The organism is Flavobacterium ranwuense, assembly GCF_004349315.1.
GTDB classification, from domain to species: domain Bacteria; phylum Bacteroidota; class Bacteroidia; order Flavobacteriales; family Flavobacteriaceae; genus Flavobacterium; species Flavobacterium ranwuense.
This window is the reverse complement of sequence record NZ_SMLH01000002.1, coordinates 393,529-409,566: the sequence shown is the minus strand read 5'-3', so window position 1 is coordinate 409,566 and position 16,038 is coordinate 393,529. Positions and strand designations below refer to the sequence as shown.

The window sequence follows — 16,038 nt, the reverse complement described above, 5'->3', positions numbered from 1 at the left end:
TTTAAAATGTAGTCTAGACAAACGTTTATTAATTTTTAGTTAAAAACTTGGAGACAAAATTATCCTAGATTTTATTAGTAAAGGGAACTAATCAAAAAACTTCCCATTTACATAAAACCAATTCTCGTTTTCGAATTTAAAAGTAGAAAGTTCGTGATGAATTTGTTTTTGAAGCTTGCTATCCAAAAAATAGGCTTTGAACTCCACAGTATTTTCTGTCGCTTTTACAATTTCTAATTGAAGCCATTGATTTGAAATGGCCCAATTTAGAATTTCAGATTTAGAATACTGTTTTCTTTCTGAAATATGGGTTGTGGCCAATAAGTATTCGGCGGCATGTGTTGCGTAAGCCGAATAACGGGAACGCATTAATTCTAAAGCTGTTGATGCTTTTTCAGCTCCATTAATAAATGGTTCGCAACACTGATCAAAATTTTTTTGAGAACCACAATGGCATTTTATTTTTGTCATTTTATATAAAAAACTATTGAAATCTATAACATTATAATTGTCCGTCAAGTGCAACTATCTTTTGTTGCAATTGATTCAACAGTACTTGATACTTACTGATTTCGATTAGATCTTCGTCTTCTTCTGCAAAGTCAAGCAACTCATCTAAATCTTCGCTCACTTCAACTAATTTATTATTAGCCTCTTTACCATTTCTACTGGCAATCAAATCAATTATTTCTTGAACCCCTTTTTTTAGATCCGCAAATTTATTGTTTTCCATCTTTAATTATTTTCTAAATCCTTACTCTCGTTAAACTGTTTGGCAATTTGTTTTAGTTTTTCTTTACGGAGAATTTCAGCTTGTTTTACTTTATCCTGAGCTTTATGCAACTTGTCGTTGTGCTTTTTTATATTTCTTTCGTTATTTCTGCCCATGTCATTTTTTTATAATTATCAAATCGACTATTTAATCTGAGAACTCTTGCAAAGTTCGGGTTATTTATTGAAATTCAATTGTTTTTAACCATAGAGTTTAGCATTTTAAAAATAGCCATATAATCACTTTTCGTATTTATTCTGATTATTTCTGTTTTTTATAACAAGATATTATACTTTTTTTCAGAAATATTGGTTTTTATATAATTTTTGACACTACAATAAAATATGAATAATCACATAAACCATTTCAACAGGTTAAAAATTAAGAATTTAACTATAGTATTAAAATGTTATGGTGTTATATTATTTTTATCTATATTTATTTTTTAAAAATTGAGCTTTCTCAATCCTTCCAATTAGTACAAATGAGCAATAAAAAATACCCGGAATTTATTAGTTGGTTCTTAAACAAACCGAAAACAACGGGTTTTATCACTTTCTTATTCCTGAGCTATGTTGTAGGCTTTCTTGTATATCAGCAATATCAACTTATAAAAGAGGATGAGCAGCGGGAAATGAATAGCATCCTTCAAATTGTCAATCAAAATTTAGAACAATCACTTAAAAACTGTTATACAACCACACTAACATTAGCATTAACTATTAATGATAAAGGAGTTCCAGAAAATTTTGATTATGTAGGTAAAAAGCTGATAGAATCAAACAATAACATCAGTGCGGTACAATTAGTTCCTAATGGGGTGATAAAGTATATCTATCCCTTGAAAAATAATGAAGCTGCAATAAATTTAAATATTTTAGCGGCTCCTCATCTTAAAGGGGAAGCTTTAAAGTCCGTTGCATCTCAAAAGATGTATTTTGCCGGTCCTTTAAAACTAAAACAAGGCGGAATGGGGATTGTAGGTAGATTTCCCGTTTTTCAAAACAATAAGTTTTGGGGATTTTCAGCTGTTATTATTAAATTTAATACTTTATTGAAATCTTCAGGAATAAATACTGTTGATGATTCAAAATACTATTTTCAGTTTTCAAAGAAAAATCCAGTTACCAAAAAGGAAATTTTTTACTTACCCAATAAAAGTGATTTTTCTAAAAAATACCATATCTCTACAACTATTCCTGATGGTGATTGGAAATTATACTTAATATCTAAACATCCGAATTATTTTTACGCCCAAATTCTGATTCCAGGAATTATAGGTCTAATTTTAGCCGCGCTTTTTGGTATTCTTATTTACACTTTATTAAAAATTCCTGAAGAACTTCAATCTCTAGTAAATATTCAAGCAACAAAACTTTTTAATTCTGAAATAAAATTTGAGGCGATTTTTGATCAGGCAGCTGTAGGAATAGCACATATAGATTCATTTACGGGCAATTTTATTGAGATTAACAATCAATATTGTAAATTATTAGGGTATTCACAACAAGAAATGAAAGAGAGAAGTTTTCAATCGATAACACACCCAGGAGATTTAAAAGAAGATTTAATGAATTTAGAAAAGCTCAGAGATGGAAAAATCGCAGCGTATTCTATGGAAAAACGATGTTATACAAAATCTGGTGCTATTGTTTGGATAAATCTTACTGTATCTCCACTCTTTAAAAAAGGAAAAAAAGTGACAACCCATATCTCTATTGTTGAAGATATTTCATTAAAAAAAGAAGCTCAAAAATTAATCAAAAAAAGTGAAACCCGATTTAAAAGTCTATTTGAAGATTCCCCAATTCCTTTGTGGGAAGAAGATTTTTCTAAAGTTAAAAATTATCTTCAAAAATTAAATCTTGTCAATGAAACTCCAGAGACAGTTTCTCTTTATTTAAAAATGCACCCTGATGTGGTTCATGAATGTATTGCTTTAGTAAAAATTATTGATGTAAATACAATGTGCTTACACCTTCATAAAGTTAGAACTAAAGAAGAATTAATCTCTGGTCTTTCACAAATCATCGATAAAGATTCCATTGCCGATTTTACAAAACAACTAATTGCAATAACTCAAGGTAAAAAACAATTAATTATTGATACCAAAATAAAAAACAAAGAAGGGGAATATCGTAACGTAAATTTAAGATGGAATGTAATTCGGGGTTATGAAAAAACATTAGATAGAATCATTGTTTCCACTGAAGACATTACGGACCGAAAACTATCCGAAAACATAATTCTTAAATCACAACAAAGAATCGAATCCTTAATTAATACTATTGATGGAATAGTTTGGGAATGTGACGCTAAAACCTTTTCTTTTAATTTCATAAGTCAAAAAGCAGAAAAAATATTGGGATATAATGCAGAAGAATGGTTGGCAAGTAAAACTTTCTGGGCAGACCATATTCATCCTGAAGACAGAAAATGGACGCTCGATTATTGTACTTTAAAAACCAAAGAAAATTTAAATTATGATTTTGAGTATCGAATGGTTGCTAAGAACGGAGCTGTAGTTTGGTTAAGAGCTATTGTAAATGTAATTTCCGAAAATGGTCAAGCTTTTAGTTTAAGAGGCATAATGATTGATATCACAACAACAAAAGAAGCCGAGAAAGATTTAAATGACTCTTTCAATTTAGTCACTGAACAAAACAAAAGGCTGCTTAACTTTTCCTATATTGTTTCACACAATTTAAGATCCCATACCAGTAACATCGCATCTATTATGGCTATAATAGAATCTTCTGAATCTGAGGAGGAGAAAGATGAAATGATACAATTATTAAAATCTGTTTCAAATTCCTTAAATGAAACCATGATTCACTTAAACGAAGTCATAAACATAAGAACCAATATTGGTCTGGTGTCAGAATCATTAAATTTACAGCAGTATTTAGAAACTGTTCAAAGAGTCCTTTCTGAGCAAATAAACTCAAAAGATGTTTCCATTTCTACAATCATGCCAGATAATGTTATGGTGAATTATAATCCAGCCTATCTAGAGAGTATCCTTTACAATATTATTTCTAACTCCATTAGATATAGCCATCCGGAACGCAAACCAATTATAAAAATAAAATGGCTTATGGAGAATGATATGAACGTACTTCAGATTTCAGACAATGGTATTGGGATTGACCTTGTTAAGAATGCTGATAAAATTTTTGGAATGTATAAAACATTCTCTAATAATTCTGATTCAAAAGGAATTGGATTATTTATTACAAAAAATCAAATTGATGCCATGGGCGGAAATATAACTGTGGAAAGTGAACCTAATTTAGGAACAACATTTAAAATCTATATCCAATGACAAAAAAAACAATCTGGGTAATCGATGATGACCCAATTTATCAAATCATCATTAATAAAATCATTCAAAGATCTGAAATGTTTTCAACCATTACGACTTTCAAAAACGGGAAAGAAGCAATAGATGCATTACATGATACTATACTTTATAAACTGGATAATACAGAAGTACTTCCGGACATAATCCTATTGGATATCAATATGCCAATTATGGATGGTTGGGAATTCATGGAGAAAATGGGGTTAATAAAATCTAAATTCAGCAAACAAATTATCGTATATATTGTAAGTTCTTCTATTGCTGCTGAGGATAAAAACAAATCAAAAACATATTCAGATATTTTAGGTTATTTATCTAAACCAGTCACTATCAGTGATTTAGTATTAATTGCTTCAGATAATTAAAAGTTAAACGTTTTTGAATAAATTATCCCTTAGAATTATTTCAATTCTCTTTTTATTTCTTCCAATGATTTATTGGTCAAAATTAATTTATCGATAATTTTTTTTCTCAAAACGTCCAAATCATCATAATCAAAATACTTAGCCCAAGAAGTCAGATTAAATAAATTTCGGACTTGCTTGATTCTTTTTGTAGTTTCAAAACTGGATCTAAGTATGGCTTTATTATCATAATTTGGATTCTTTTTATGCTGATAATTAACCGTTTTTTTTAGATAATTTGCTTCTAAATAATATAATTCTTCCAAAGTATTATCTGGATAAAAATTGGTCCAAGGTGCAAAACCTAATTTTATTTTAGAATCTATTTCTGGTTCCAATGGTTCTAAACGCCACTTATTGTTAGCCAATCGCCCCCAGTGATTAGACAAACGATACATTCCTACTTTAGTATAATAATATTTACTTCCCGATTTACTGTCGTACTGAAGTTCTAATCCATTTATGCTGTCCAAAGACTCTTCATGAAAGACACAAAAAGTATTTTTGAAGGAATTGGGGCTGGGACGAAATATTTTTTCCATTAAACAAAGGTAACCAGAAAGTCTAAAACATAGTAAGACAAGTAATATTTGATTAACTTTGCCAACAAGAATTAGTAAAAATAAATTGATTATGACCAAAGCTTCTGAAGAAAGAATGTTACAAAAAGGTGTTTACACCGGAATTATGGAAAAAGATGAAAACAACAACTTTTTTTGTGGTGCATATCTTTTAGACTATAAAATGGCCCAAAAACATACTGTTGGTGATTGGATTACAATAAAATCTATAATTGAAAATCCAAGCGATATCAGTTATAATAAATATCCAAAAAAATCGAAAAACTTCGATAAAGCCAATAATAAACCACAACAATAATATATTTTCCTCTTACTTTTTAAGAAAAAAAAATAGAATTCAAATTCTTTTTTTTGAATATTTTTTTGTCACAAACTAAAAATTTAAAAAAAAGTGTACCTTTGCAAAAAATTTGTCGATTTTGAAATCAAATTACATTGATTTAATAGTAAAAGACAAGTAGTTACCTTTATTTATGAAAAAAATAGTTGAATACCGCAAACTGCTAAATGTAGATAAAACTGCAGAGCTTAAAGAATTAAAAACGATTTATCGTAACGCTATGAAAGAAGCGCATCCTGACAAATTTCAGGGTGATGAATCTGGATTGAAAGCTGCAGAAGAAAATAGTAAAAAAATCATTGAAGCATATCATTTTTTGGTAAGTATCAATCCTGAAACTCTTAAACAAAACTTACCTGAATATACTGAAACTATAGCAACTGCTACAATTTCAGACTATAAGTTTGTTGAAGGAAGATTGATTATTAATTTTTCAAATGGTAGTGTTTACGAATACATCAGCGTGCCAAAAGCAACTTATGTAAAAATGGTAAATGCTGATTCTCCTGGAAGATTTGCAAAAAGACATATCCTAAATTCTTTTACTTGGAGAAAAACAATCAACCAAGACTAGTTTTTTAGAAAATCAAAAAAATAGCTAAGCATCCTTTATCAGGGTGCTTTTTTTATTTTATAATTTTACGATAACTATTTCATAAACATATAATTACAATCTTAAAGAATTAATTTTAAATCGAAATTTAAAATAAAAACATTGATTGTTTATATTACAAAACACCTACAAATAAAATACACAATACCTTCTAATTAAGAATGAAAAATTATAACAAAAATTTAGGTTGCAAAATAATTTGTATTTTATATTTTTTAAATACTTTTGCAACCTTAACTTAATTAACTAATTAATAATGAAAAAAATAATTTTATTACTTTCTGCTGCTGTTGTTTTAATTTCTTGTAGCAAAGTTGGCAAAGATGAATACATCATTTCAGGAACTGCAACAGGAATTGAAAATGGTAAAACAATTATCTTGGAAACTCAAGATGCTAATGGCATGGGATTGATTGCTAAAGACACCGTGAAAGTTGAGAACGGTAAATTTGAAATGAAAGGGTCAATTACTGAACCATCGTTTTATACTATCCAATTAGAAGGAGCTCAAGCAAAAATACCTTTCATATTAGAAAATGGAGAAGTAACTATCGCCATTAACAAAGACAGTATCCAAAAATCTAAAGTTTCAGGAACTTATAATAATGACGAATACGTAGCATTCAATGAAGAAATCACTAAGGTTCAAAAGAAACTTATGGATTTTCAAACCAAAAACATGCAGGCAATGAATACAGCGCAACAAACTAAAGATACAGTAGTTATCAATAAGTTGATGCAAGAATTTTCTAAAATTCAAGAAGAAGTTGGTGCAGCTTCAAAAGCCAAATACGTAACTTATGCTGAAACACATCCTAAAGCATTCATTTCTGCTTTGATTATTCAAGGGATGTTAAATGATCCAACTGCTGATGTTGCAAAATCTGAAAAATTATACAACAGCTTAGAAGAGTCATTGAAAAAAACAAAACCAGGTATCGCCATTAAAGCTAAACTTGCTGAAATGAAAATGCCCGCTGTAGGAGCTGCTCCTGCTGTAGGGGTACCGGCTGCTGTTGAAGCTAAATGAAGGACAGATTTTTCAGGTCCTAATCCTCAAGGGAAAACAATTTCTCTAAAAGAAAATTTAGGAAAGGTAACAATCGTTGACTTTTGGGCTTCATGGTGTGGACCTTGTCGACAAGAAAATCCAAATGTTGTAGCAATTTACAAAGAGCTACACAGTAAAGGTCTTAACATAATTGGCGTATCTTTAGATAAAGATGCCAAAGCCTGGAAAGATGCTATTGCAAAAGATAAACTAACATGGAATCATGTTTCAAACTTGAAATTTTGGGATGAACCTATAGCTAAGCAATATAAAGTAGAATCGATACCGGCTACTTTCATTCTAGATGCATCTGGAAATGTAGTCGCAAAAGATTTAAGAGGTGCGGAACTTAGAGCAAAAGTTTTAGAACTTTTAGCAAAATAATCCCATTTATCGGTATAAAACAAAAAATCTCCCTAGTGGAGATTTTTTTATTTTATTCAATACCAACACATTAAAAATAATCCTAAAATTAAGCGCAAAATTAGTTTGCAGAAACCAAAACTGTTTCTATATTTGCAACCGCTTACAACAAATAAGTGTTGTACTCAAAGGCTTCGGGGAGATACTCAAGCGGCCAACGAGGGCAGACTGTAAATCTGCTGACTACGTCTTCGTAGGTTCGAATCCTACTCTCCCCACAAAAACGCTTCAAGCAATTGTAGCGTTTTTTTATTTATCCTAATTGATACTTTCATCACATTTAGTATTGTAGTCGATTCAAAAAATAATCCCATCTCATTTTTATCTGAGATGGGATTATTTAACTATAATTTTTAGCTTCTTTATTCTAAAATAAAACTCACTGTTACATTAGCTGTAATATTGATTTCTCCTACCGCCAGAGTTTCTCTTGGCGCACTAGCATCACTCATTTCCATTGTTTTCATTGCTGCATACATTGGCTGCGGATAATAGGTTTGTGAATTATCAGATATTGTCATGGCACGCCCAACTTTTTGTCCTAAAACAGAAACATAATCCTCTGCTTTCAATTTAGCCTCTTTCATTGCTAATTTTCTAGCTTCTGATTGATATTGTGCCAACTTTGAAGATTGAAAAGTAACATTGTCAATTCTATTAATTCCTTGGTCTACCAAACCTTCCATCAATTCATCATACTTTAATAAATCTCTCAATAGAATTTCTATTGTTTGAGTAGCATTATAACTGTGTTTCTTTTTTTCATAATCGTATTGTGGATTCAATGAAACACGTTGCGTTTTATAATCTGTCGGCGCCAAGTTCATTTTTTTAATAAACTTTAAAACTGCCTCTATCTTTTCATCATTTTGCTTTTTTACCTCTTTGGCATTATTCCCTTTTGTTTCAACAGTTACCGCTACAGTGGCTTGATCCGGGATAACTTTTACTTTTCCTTCTCCACTTACATTTATTTGAGGAACTTGCTTAACTTCTTGTCCATAAGACATCGAAATAAATAGAACCGACAGAATTAATAGTGCTTTTTTCATTTTTATATAATTTAATTGTTTGTACTAATTTCTTTTCAAAAGTTGTGCCATTATAGTTTTCCCATTTTTTCCATCACAAAAAGAATAACTATTGGAATAGCCAATAATATCACCATTAAAGTATGATCTACTAATAAAGTAGGCTCTTTGAGCAATGTAATCAAATAACCACCTACAGCGCCTCCAAAATGAGCCGTATGTCCTATATTATCATTCTTAGCCTTCATACCGTAAATAGAATACAATAAATAAAGGATTCCAAAAATATAAGCAGGCATTGGGATAATAAAAAAGATTCCCAACATCATATCCGGCTGTAATAATATTGCTGAGTACAAAACTCCGGTTACCGCTCCAGATGCACCTACAGCTCTATAACCATAATCATTTTTATGGAAAACCATCGTGAGTAAACTTCCAAAAATTAAACTTCCAAAATAAATCAATCCAAAAGAAAAAGCACCTAAATAACTAATGACTACCGGAGCAAAAAACCAAAGCGTCAACATATTAAAAATCAAATGAGTCATGTCAGCATGAAGAAAACCAGACGATAACATTCTAATTTGTTCTCCTGTACGAATACTCCCAACATGAAATTCATATTTTCTAAAAAAAGAAAGGTCGTTAAACCCCTTGTAACTAATTAAAACATTTACTACAATTATTGCTATTAAAACGGTATTCATAAAGTGTGTTTATTGTGAATTGTAAAGATAGTCATTCTAAAATACCGATACAGTAAGCCGTCAAAATTAATATCAATCTACATTTTTGACTTATATTTGCAAGAAAAATAACGGCATGCAATTTCTTGTTTTTATCTTAACCTTTCCGCTTTTATGGATTATTTCCATTCTTCCATTTAGGGTTTTCTATTGGTTTTCTGATTTCATCTATTTAATTGTTTATTATATTATTGGCTACCGCAAAAAAACGGTTAAATATAATTTGGCACTGGCTTTACCGCATCTTAGTGCAGAAGAGCGTCTTGTCATTGAAAAAAAATCGTACCACCACTTGTGTGATATGTTTTTGGAAATGATAAAAACCATGACAATTTCATCTGCTGAAATGAACAGAAGATTCGTAGTCACCAATATCGAATTGGTAAAAGAATTCGAAAACAAAGGAAAAAGCACTGTTTTATTGGCATCACATTATGCGAGTTGGGAGTGGTTATTGTCTATCAACGAGAAAACAAAATTTAAAGGAATAGGCGTTTATAAAAAAATTACCAATAAATACTTTGATAAACTAATACGAGACATTCGATCCAAATACAATGCTGAACTAGTGGAAACTAAAAAAGCGATTCCATTGATGGCCGAAAACCAAAAAAATGAGATTCTTAGCATGTATGGGCTTGCCAGTGATCAATCTCCAAAATTAAATAGAGCCTTTCATTGGGATAAATTTATGGGCGTAGAAGTTCCTGTTCATACCGGTGCCGAAATGCTTGCCAAAAAATACGATTTGAATGTTCTTTTTGTAAAAGTAAAAAAAGTAAAAAGAGGTTTTTACAAAGCTACTTTTGTACCCATTACAGATAATCCCAGATCGATTCCTGATTTTGAGATTACCAACACCTTTTTACGAGAAGTAGAAAAACAAATTCTGGAAGCTCCTGAATATTATTTCTGGACGCATAAAAGATGGAAACACCGCCGTTAGAGGTTAGAGTGTTCAGTAATCAGTCGCAGTAATCAGCCTCACTGGTCAGTTAAATAAAAAATCACCTATTCAAAAACCGTATAGTTTTTGAATAGGTGATTTTTTCAATCTTTGAACCTTTGAATCTTACAAAGAAAACCAGTTTTTTACCAATTCATCTTCTAACGGTTGTGCATTCTTATTTATAAACTCATTGGTAGCAGGATTATAATCATAATCCAAAGCCCAAGTTTTATGATTTTCAGCCAATGCTTTTATTCCGTTACAAACAAATTCAATTTCGGCATTTGTAGTTGTAGGATGAATAGACATTCTAATCCAGCCCGGCTTTCTGATTAAATCTCCAAGAGTAATTTCGTCTATTAATTTATGGGACGTTTCCTGGTCTACGTGCAATAAAAAGTGCCCATACGTTCCGGCACAACTGCAACCGCCACGAGTTTGAATTCCGAATTTATCATTCAGTAATTTCACGCCCAAGTTAAAATGCAAATCTTCCACAAAGAAAGAAATCACCCCTAACCTATCATGATGCTGTCCTGCAAGGATTTTAATATTGGAAATATTTCCTAATTCTGAGAAAATATAATCTACTATTTCGTGCTCTCTTTTTAAGATATTTTCAATCCCCATTTGCTCTTTCAACTGAACAGCCAATGCGGTTTTTATTACCTGAAGAAACCCCGGAGTACCACCATCTTCCCTATCTTCGATATTATCGATGTATTTGTGTTCTCCCCAAGGATTCGTCCAACTTACCGTTCCTCCACCCGGATTATCAGGAACTAAATTTTGATATAATTTTTTATTAAAAACCAAAACACCACAAGTTCCAGGTCCGCCAAGGAATTTATGAGGTGAAAAGAAAATCGCGTCCAAATAACTTTCAGCCTCTTCAGGATGCATGTCGATTTTTACATAAGGTCCTGAACAAGCAAAATCCACGAAACAAAGTCCGTTATTTTGATGCATTATTTTTGCCACTTCATGATACGGAGTTCTGATTCCCGTAACATTCGAGCACGATGTGATCGAAGCTATTTTAAAAGGGCGCTCTTTATATTTTTCTAATAAAAGCTCAAGATTTTCTATGCTGAACAATCCATCTTCTGAAGAAGGAATAACTTCAACATCAGCAATGGTTTCTAGCCAAGACGTTTGATTCGAATGATGTTCCATGTGCGAAATAAAAACAATTGGTTTCTTTTCGGCTGGAATAGTGATGAAATTTTTTAAGTTTTCGGGTACTTTTAAGCCCAAGATTCGTTGGAATTTATTGACAACACCTGTCATTCCTGTTCCATCAGTAATCAAAACATCGTCAGCACTTGCATTCACGTGATGTTTAATAATATGACGCGCTTGATGGTATGCTTTAGTCATCGCAGTTCCCGAAACCGTAGTTTCTGTATGCGTATTGGCCACAAAAGGACCAAATTGATTCATTAATTTTTCTTCTATAGGACGATACAAACGACCACTCGCCGTCCAATCCGTATAAATAATTTGTTTTCGCCCATAAGGAGATTCAAACTCTTGATCTATTCCGATTATGTTATCGCGAAACTGTTGAAAGTATTGCTCTAATTGTGTTGACGCTTCTTTGGTAATCATTGTATGTTTAATTTGAGTTCAAAGATATTGATTTTTACTAAATAGTCTTTTTCAAATTTAGTTAATACTGATTTTTAAATAAATTTATAAACATGGTCCAAATGTAAAGTAGCTGACAAACTCTGATTTTGTTTCGTTTTATATTTGATTAACGAATTAAAAAACATTTTCACTATGAAAAAAATTGTTTTTACACTACCGCTTTGCTTGCTTTTACTTTCTTGTGAAGTAGAAGGCGATTTGACCCGTGATGCTGAGTTAAGCATACCAATTCCTGAAAACAATTCTCCTGTAGCTACCGGTAATTTTATGCCAACCTCAGGAATCAAAGTTACCGGTTCTGCTAAAATTTATTTGAATGGAAATCAAAATGAAGTGCGATTGGACGGTTTTAGTGTTTCCAGCGGTCCCGATTTGAAAGTATACCTGTCAAAAAATGCAACCCCTACAGATTTTGTGAATCTAGGTAATTTAACATCTTCCACTGTGTATGCAATTCCAAATCAGGTTAATGTTTCAGCTTATAAATATATACTGATTCACTGCCAACAGTATAGTCATCTTTTTGCAGTGGCGCAATTATCTCAAAATTAAAACCTGATTTATGAAAAAACTACTGCTAATCATCGCTATTGGAATGTTCTCTAACTCCTTTGCACAAGGTTGTAGCGATGCCGGAATTTGTTCCATTGGAACCGGTTTTCAAATTACAGATAAAGAATTAAAAAACGGAATTGAAGTAGGAAGTATTTTTGGTGCAGGCGAAGCTGATGTCATTTATTTTTCACCTTATATCAGCTATACCAGAACTATTAACGAACGATTTGCGCTAAGTTCTAAAATCACATATTCCGTTGCAAGTGGAAGTTTTGGTAAACGAGGCGCTTTTGGTGATGCATATTTGATAGGGAATTACAATTGGAAACCAAAAACGAATACGCAATGGAGTTCACTTTTGGGTTTTAAAATACCTTTTACGAGTTCAAATCTTAAAATAAATGAGTTTTCACTTCCTTTAGATTATCAATCCAGTTTAGGAACTTTTGATTTGATTGCAGGATTGAATCTTAATTATAAAAAATGGGATTTTAATACGGCTGTCCAAATTCCCGTCTTCAATAACAATAAAAATTCGTACTTCAAGGAGTTCTCCAATACGGATGATTTTCCTTCCACTAATTTATTCGAAAGAAAACCAGATGCATTGTTTCGAACTACATATACGTTTCAAACTTCTAATAAAAAATTCACTTTCAAACCCAATGTATTATTTATTTATCATTTAGGAGAAGATAGTTTTGAAAATGCTTTTGGAAAAAGAGAAACGATAAAAGACTCTGATGGATTGACAATAAACGGAAATATAATTGGCGCCTATGCTATTAATACTCAAAACAGCATCGAATTATCTTTAGCCACACCATTTGTAGTTCGAGAAGTTCGCCCTGACGGATTAACTCGGAAATTCACCGCAGGAATAATTTACAAAGTGTCTTTTTAAAAGACAAATCAGATTTTTTACTTTCGAAAATACATAAAAGAATGCCCAAGAAATTTTCTTGGGCATTCTATTTTTAAAACTATTTATGATTATAAATCAAACCCTAATGAAAATTGTAGCACTCTGTTTTGTGCTTTGCCGTCATCATATAAATCTCCTAAACCTAAATGATAACGCACTCCTAAACTAATACCAGAATCGGTTTTAAACCCTCCTCCAAAGTTTATTCCCCAATCAAAATTATTAGGCTCATACTCTTGTGAACCACTAAAAAGTCCATCATATTCTTCTTTATGAGAAACTGCTAATCCAATTTGTGGACCCGCTTCCAAAAAGAAATTTTGAGAAGGATATGCTTTAAGCATTATTGGTAAGTTTATGTAATCTAATTTTTGCGTAAAAGTCCCACTGCTATTTGTTATTTCGTATCCTTGTTGAGAATACATCAATTCAGGTTGTATAGAAAAGCTTTCGCTAATAAATGACTCGCCATAAACTCCTATATGAAAACCGTGTCGTTGTTCTGTTTCTCCATCTCCGTCAAAACTTACTGCAGCTAAATTATAACCTCCTTTTATTCCTCCATTCGATTTGGGAATAGCACTGTCCTGAGCATTCATTGTTGAGCCTATTCCAATAAATAAAGCTATTGCTAAAAATTTTGATTTCATTTGTTTCATATTATTATAGTTATTTAAATTAAATTTTATTTCCCTCCATTGGCACGAAGATCTGCTATACATTGCGCATCTAATTGTGGTGCTGAACCACCCGAAACCATATTTCCAATACCGCTTCCGGTTTCGGATGACCAATACATTAAACAGGTTTTTTCAATACAATGTTTTGGATGCGCTGCATCTTCGTGATTGCTTTGCAAGGCTGTACCAAGGTTAGTCAATCCTAATATATGTCCAAATTCATGTGTAATTACTGTTGTTTCTAACAAACTTCTACTGGGTTCAACTGGACTATCGCTCAAACCTTGAATAGTTTGTTCGAAAATAACAAAAGAAGTATTTCTGTAAGCCGTTCCTAGGATAACCCCTGTATCAGTATCTTTTGAAGATTTCCCATCTGCAAAAAATGCCCAAACCGCTATTACATCAGAAGTGTTATATTTTGTTCTGTTAGCATCTTCAATAGTTACAATCTCTGCATCTGTGTAAGGTGAATTCCCTGGTGATGGTATAGAACGTTTTATAACACTAATACCGTTTGGCTTATATGTTCTTGCAGTAAGAAAGCTTACAAAATTATTAATTGTTGTACTGCTTGGCTCAAAACCGGCCACGTACACCACTTCAATAACCATACTCTTGAACTTTTTATCTGATAATAAATCGTTAGAAGAACTTCCAGTTTGCTGTTTATTTGTATTAGGATTTACTGCAATTGAGTTATCTAATGGATCATCTTCTTTTGAACAAGAAATCACTAATAGGAACAAACCTATAGTGAGTAGAGTAATTACTTTTTTCATTATTATTTTATATTATATGTTTATATTAAAGAACAGCTACAATATGTTTAGTAGCTGTTCTTTGAAAAAACTAACCAATCAAAATCCTAACTATATTTGTTTCAATACTAATATTACTGCAGCATCAGTCTTACTTTGCAATGTGATTGTCGAAGCAGTAAAACTTGTTACTTTCCAAGTATTATTCAATAAAGTAAACGAAGCATTACCTGAAAAATTTAGTTTTAGAAAAACATTTAATTCCGAGCTTACCGCATAGGTACCATTTACTGTTGTATTCAATTGATTCATGGCTGTTACCGATAAATTATTTGCGAAATCTATTGCATACCCAGAATAGTTGTTTGCTGAATTAACTCCTGCATTTACATAAGAATCTACTTTAAACTTACCGTTCACCAAAATCGTTTCTAATTTTTTTCCATTTTGAACTGCTTCTGCCATCGTTGCTTCAGTTTTTAAAGATGCAGTAATAGCTGCTTGCAATTCAGCATCACTTGAAACAGTTGTTTTTGTTCCATCCGCAATTTTCACTGAAATCGGATAGTTTACCGAAAATAATTCTGTGCTGCTTACATTAGACATATACGTATATAATTGTTGTTCGGATGTGATGACAACACTTCCTGTTTGTTGAAAACTTAAATTATACGTAAAAATTGTAATTGGGAAGCTGATATTTACAGAAGAAATAGCATCTTGACCCGAAGCTTCCGCTGCTGTACACGCATTAAGAATAGCATTATACTCCGTTTGATTAGCAACGGCAACCTCTGTATAATTACTTGATTTAATTTTTAAAGGAAATTGTAATATTACTGAATCTTGGTCATTATTAGACTGTCCCAAAATGCTAATAACTTGTTGGTAATCCAATTGACTAACAATGGAAACCTGAACTCCATTTACTTTAGCGGTAATTGGTAATATGATTGATGAACATGATGCTCCATCCAAGAAATCATCAAATGATCCATCGTGCATCGAAGTACGTTTTAGATTATTTGTTGTAGTTGAATTAGCCGAATTGGTATTTGGATTTTCTCCTTCTACCTCATCTACTTCACTTTGGCATGAGGTAAAACTTAAGATAGCCATCAATGCAATTCCTGTAACAATTTTTAACTTTTTCATAATTTCAAATTTAATGTTTTTTTTATATTTAC

Annotated in this window: 18 protein-coding genes, 1 tRNA gene and 1 pseudogene; 10 read left to right on the top strand and 10 right to left on the bottom strand. The window is 31.7% G+C overall.

Going from position 1 to position 16,038, the window contains the following annotated elements; all coding sequences use genetic code 11:
* Nucleotides 1-87: 87 nt before the first annotated feature.
* The 3 genes from E0I61_RS06350 to E0I61_RS16255 are packed head-to-tail and all read right to left on the bottom strand — an operon-like array spanning nucleotide 88 to nucleotide 888.
* Nucleotides 88-471, bottom strand: a complete 384-nt coding sequence (locus E0I61_RS06350) for a YchJ family protein (protein WP_132070167.1) — start codon at nucleotides 469-471, stop codon at nucleotides 88-90.
* Nucleotides 472-502: 31 nt separating this feature from the next.
* Nucleotides 503-733: a hypothetical protein gene (locus E0I61_RS06345; protein WP_131993688.1), complete on the bottom strand. Its 231-nt coding sequence runs from the start codon at nucleotides 731-733 to the stop codon at nucleotides 503-505.
* 2 nt (nucleotides 734-735) lie between these two features.
* Nucleotides 736-888 (bottom strand): hypothetical protein, encoded by a 153-nt coding sequence (locus tag E0I61_RS16255; RefSeq protein WP_165930185.1) that lies wholly within the window; start codon nucleotides 886-888, stop codon nucleotides 736-738.
* A 368-nt stretch (nucleotides 889-1,256) separates the two neighbouring features.
* On the opposite strand from E0I61_RS16255, the gene E0I61_RS06340 reads away from it, so the two are divergent.
* Entirely contained in the window at nucleotides 1,257-4,097 is a 2,841-nt protein-coding gene (locus E0I61_RS06340; RefSeq protein ID WP_165930184.1) for a PAS domain S-box protein, read from the top strand.
* Nucleotides 4,094-4,501, top strand: coding sequence for a response regulator (locus E0I61_RS06335; protein ID WP_131993694.1), 408 nt, complete (start codon nucleotides 4,094-4,096; stop codon nucleotides 4,499-4,501). The genes E0I61_RS06340 and E0I61_RS06335 overlap by 4 nt, the downstream gene beginning before the upstream one ends.
* A gap of 35 nt (nucleotides 4,502-4,536) precedes the next feature.
* Here the strand turns inward: E0I61_RS06335 and E0I61_RS06330 are convergent, their stop codons facing one another.
* Complete coding sequence (locus tag E0I61_RS06330) at nucleotides 4,537-5,082, bottom strand: hypothetical protein (RefSeq protein ID WP_132070163.1); 546 nt, start codon at nucleotides 5,080-5,082, stop codon at nucleotides 4,537-4,539.
* Nucleotides 5,083-5,173: 91 nt separating this feature from the next.
* Between E0I61_RS06330 and E0I61_RS06325 the strand changes: the two genes are divergently transcribed.
* The 5 genes and pseudogenes from E0I61_RS06325 to E0I61_RS06305 all read left to right on the top strand — a co-directional run bounded on the left by E0I61_RS06325 (nucleotide 5,174) and on the right by E0I61_RS06305 (nucleotide 7,766).
* The gene (locus E0I61_RS06325) at nucleotides 5,174-5,419 is read left to right on the top strand and encodes a hypothetical protein (RefSeq protein ID WP_131993700.1); all 246 of its coding nucleotides are present in this window, start codon (nucleotides 5,174-5,176) and stop codon (nucleotides 5,417-5,419) included.
* A gap of 175 nt (nucleotides 5,420-5,594) precedes the next feature.
* A complete protein-coding gene (locus tag E0I61_RS06320; protein WP_131993703.1) occupies nucleotides 5,595-6,035 on the top strand; it encodes a KTSC domain-containing protein in 441 nt (146 codons plus the stop codon).
* 295 nt (nucleotides 6,036-6,330) lie between these two features.
* Nucleotides 6,331-7,104, top strand: coding sequence for a DUF4369 domain-containing protein (locus E0I61_RS06315; RefSeq protein WP_131993706.1), 774 nt, complete (start codon nucleotides 6,331-6,333; stop codon nucleotides 7,102-7,104).
* A gap of 18 nt (nucleotides 7,105-7,122) precedes the next feature.
* Nucleotides 7,123-7,509 (top strand): annotated as a pseudogene (locus tag E0I61_RS06310) (TlpA family protein disulfide reductase); the annotation flags it as partial.
* Between the two features lie 175 nt (nucleotides 7,510-7,684).
* A tRNA-Tyr gene (locus tag E0I61_RS06305) sits at nucleotides 7,685-7,766 on the top strand.
* Between the two features lie 144 nt (nucleotides 7,767-7,910).
* Here E0I61_RS06305 and E0I61_RS06300 read toward each other — a convergent pair.
* Both E0I61_RS06300 and E0I61_RS06295 read right to left on the bottom strand, forming a co-directional pair.
* The gene (locus tag E0I61_RS06300; RefSeq protein ID WP_132070161.1) at nucleotides 7,911-8,600 is read right to left on the bottom strand and encodes an SIMPL domain-containing protein; all 690 of its coding nucleotides are present in this window, start codon (nucleotides 8,598-8,600) and stop codon (nucleotides 7,911-7,913) included.
* 50 nt (nucleotides 8,601-8,650) lie between these two features.
* Nucleotides 8,651-9,289 (bottom strand): rhomboid family intramembrane serine protease, encoded by a 639-nt coding sequence (locus E0I61_RS06295; RefSeq protein WP_131994010.1) that lies wholly within the window; start codon nucleotides 9,287-9,289, stop codon nucleotides 8,651-8,653.
* A gap of 115 nt (nucleotides 9,290-9,404) precedes the next feature.
* Here E0I61_RS06295 and E0I61_RS06290 point away from each other — a divergent pair, with 115 nt between their 5' ends.
* Nucleotides 9,405-10,274, top strand: a complete 870-nt coding sequence (locus tag E0I61_RS06290; protein WP_132070159.1) for a lysophospholipid acyltransferase family protein — start codon at nucleotides 9,405-9,407, stop codon at nucleotides 10,272-10,274.
* A 126-nt stretch (nucleotides 10,275-10,400) separates the two neighbouring features.
* On the opposite strand, the gene E0I61_RS06285 is transcribed toward E0I61_RS06290, so the two are convergent.
* Nucleotides 10,401-11,888 carry an aminotransferase class V-fold PLP-dependent enzyme gene (locus tag E0I61_RS06285; protein WP_132070157.1) on the bottom strand — a complete coding sequence of 496 codons (1,488 nt, stop codon included), beginning with the start codon at nucleotides 11,886-11,888 and terminating at the stop codon, nucleotides 10,401-10,403.
* A gap of 174 nt (nucleotides 11,889-12,062) precedes the next feature.
* Here E0I61_RS06285 and E0I61_RS06280 point away from each other — a divergent pair, with 174 nt between their 5' ends.
* Complete coding sequence (locus E0I61_RS06280) at nucleotides 12,063-12,482, top strand: DM13 domain-containing protein (RefSeq protein ID WP_132070155.1); 420 nt, start codon at nucleotides 12,063-12,065, stop codon at nucleotides 12,480-12,482.
* 10 nt (nucleotides 12,483-12,492) lie between these two features.
* On the top strand, nucleotides 12,493-13,389 hold the full coding sequence (locus tag E0I61_RS06275) for a hypothetical protein (protein WP_165930183.1): 897 nt from the start codon (nucleotides 12,493-12,495) through the stop codon (nucleotides 13,387-13,389).
* A gap of 89 nt (nucleotides 13,390-13,478) precedes the next feature.
* Here the strand turns inward: E0I61_RS06275 and E0I61_RS06270 are convergent, their stop codons facing one another.
* The 3 genes from E0I61_RS06270 to E0I61_RS06260 all read right to left on the bottom strand — a co-directional run bounded on the left by E0I61_RS06270 (nucleotide 13,479) and on the right by E0I61_RS06260 (nucleotide 16,006).
* The gene (locus E0I61_RS06270) at nucleotides 13,479-14,060 is read right to left on the bottom strand and encodes a porin family protein (protein ID WP_132070153.1); all 582 of its coding nucleotides are present in this window, start codon (nucleotides 14,058-14,060) and stop codon (nucleotides 13,479-13,481) included.
* A 35-nt stretch (nucleotides 14,061-14,095) separates the two neighbouring features.
* Entirely contained in the window at nucleotides 14,096-14,872 is a 777-nt protein-coding gene (locus E0I61_RS06265; RefSeq protein ID WP_132070151.1) for a membrane metalloprotease, read from the bottom strand.
* Nucleotides 14,873-14,962: 90 nt separating this feature from the next.
* A complete protein-coding gene (locus E0I61_RS06260; RefSeq protein WP_132070149.1) occupies nucleotides 14,963-16,006 on the bottom strand; it encodes a hypothetical protein in 1,044 nt (347 codons plus the stop codon).
* Nucleotides 16,007-16,038: the final 32 nt, after the last annotated feature.

Coding starts and splice junctions, on each gene's coding strand:
- E0I61_RS06350 (WP_132070167.1), bottom strand. CDS start 471: ATGACAAAAATAAAATGCCATTGTGGTTCTCAAAAAAATTTTGATCAG.
- E0I61_RS06345 (WP_131993688.1), bottom strand. CDS start 733: ATGGAAAACAATAAATTTGCGGATCTAAAAAAAGGGGTTCAAGAAATA.
- E0I61_RS16255 (WP_165930185.1), bottom strand. CDS start 888: ATGGGCAGAAATAACGAAAGAAATATAAAAAAGCACAACGACAAGTTG.
- E0I61_RS06340 (WP_165930184.1), top strand. CDS start 1,257: ATGAGCAATAAAAAATACCCGGAATTTATTAGTTGGTTCTTAAACAAA.
- E0I61_RS06335 (WP_131993694.1), top strand. CDS start 4,094: ATGACAAAAAAAACAATCTGGGTAATCGATGATGACCCAATTTATCAA.
- E0I61_RS06330 (WP_132070163.1), bottom strand. CDS start 5,082: ATGGAAAAAATATTTCGTCCCAGCCCCAATTCCTTCAAAAATACTTTT.
- E0I61_RS06325 (WP_131993700.1), top strand. CDS start 5,174: ATGACCAAAGCTTCTGAAGAAAGAATGTTACAAAAAGGTGTTTACACC.
- E0I61_RS06320 (WP_131993703.1), top strand. CDS start 5,595: ATGAAAAAAATAGTTGAATACCGCAAACTGCTAAATGTAGATAAAACT.
- E0I61_RS06315 (WP_131993706.1), top strand. CDS start 6,331: ATGAAAAAAATAATTTTATTACTTTCTGCTGCTGTTGTTTTAATTTCT.
- E0I61_RS06300 (WP_132070161.1), bottom strand. CDS start 8,600: ATGAAAAAAGCACTATTAATTCTGTCGGTTCTATTTATTTCGATGTCT.
- E0I61_RS06295 (WP_131994010.1), bottom strand. CDS start 9,289: ATGAATACCGTTTTAATAGCAATAATTGTAGTAAATGTTTTAATTAGT.
- E0I61_RS06290 (WP_132070159.1), top strand. CDS start 9,405: ATGCAATTTCTTGTTTTTATCTTAACCTTTCCGCTTTTATGGATTATT.
- E0I61_RS06285 (WP_132070157.1), bottom strand. CDS start 11,888: ATGATTACCAAAGAAGCGTCAACACAATTAGAGCAATACTTTCAACAG.
- E0I61_RS06280 (WP_132070155.1), top strand. CDS start 12,063: ATGAAAAAAATTGTTTTTACACTACCGCTTTGCTTGCTTTTACTTTCT.
- E0I61_RS06275 (WP_165930183.1), top strand. CDS start 12,493: ATGAAAAAACTACTGCTAATCATCGCTATTGGAATGTTCTCTAACTCC.
- E0I61_RS06270 (WP_132070153.1), bottom strand. CDS start 14,060: ATGAAATCAAAATTTTTAGCAATAGCTTTATTTATTGGAATAGGCTCA.
- E0I61_RS06265 (WP_132070151.1), bottom strand. CDS start 14,872: ATGAAAAAAGTAATTACTCTACTCACTATAGGTTTGTTCCTATTAGTG.
- E0I61_RS06260 (WP_132070149.1), bottom strand. CDS start 16,006: ATGAAAAAGTTAAAAATTGTTACAGGAATTGCATTGATGGCTATCTTA.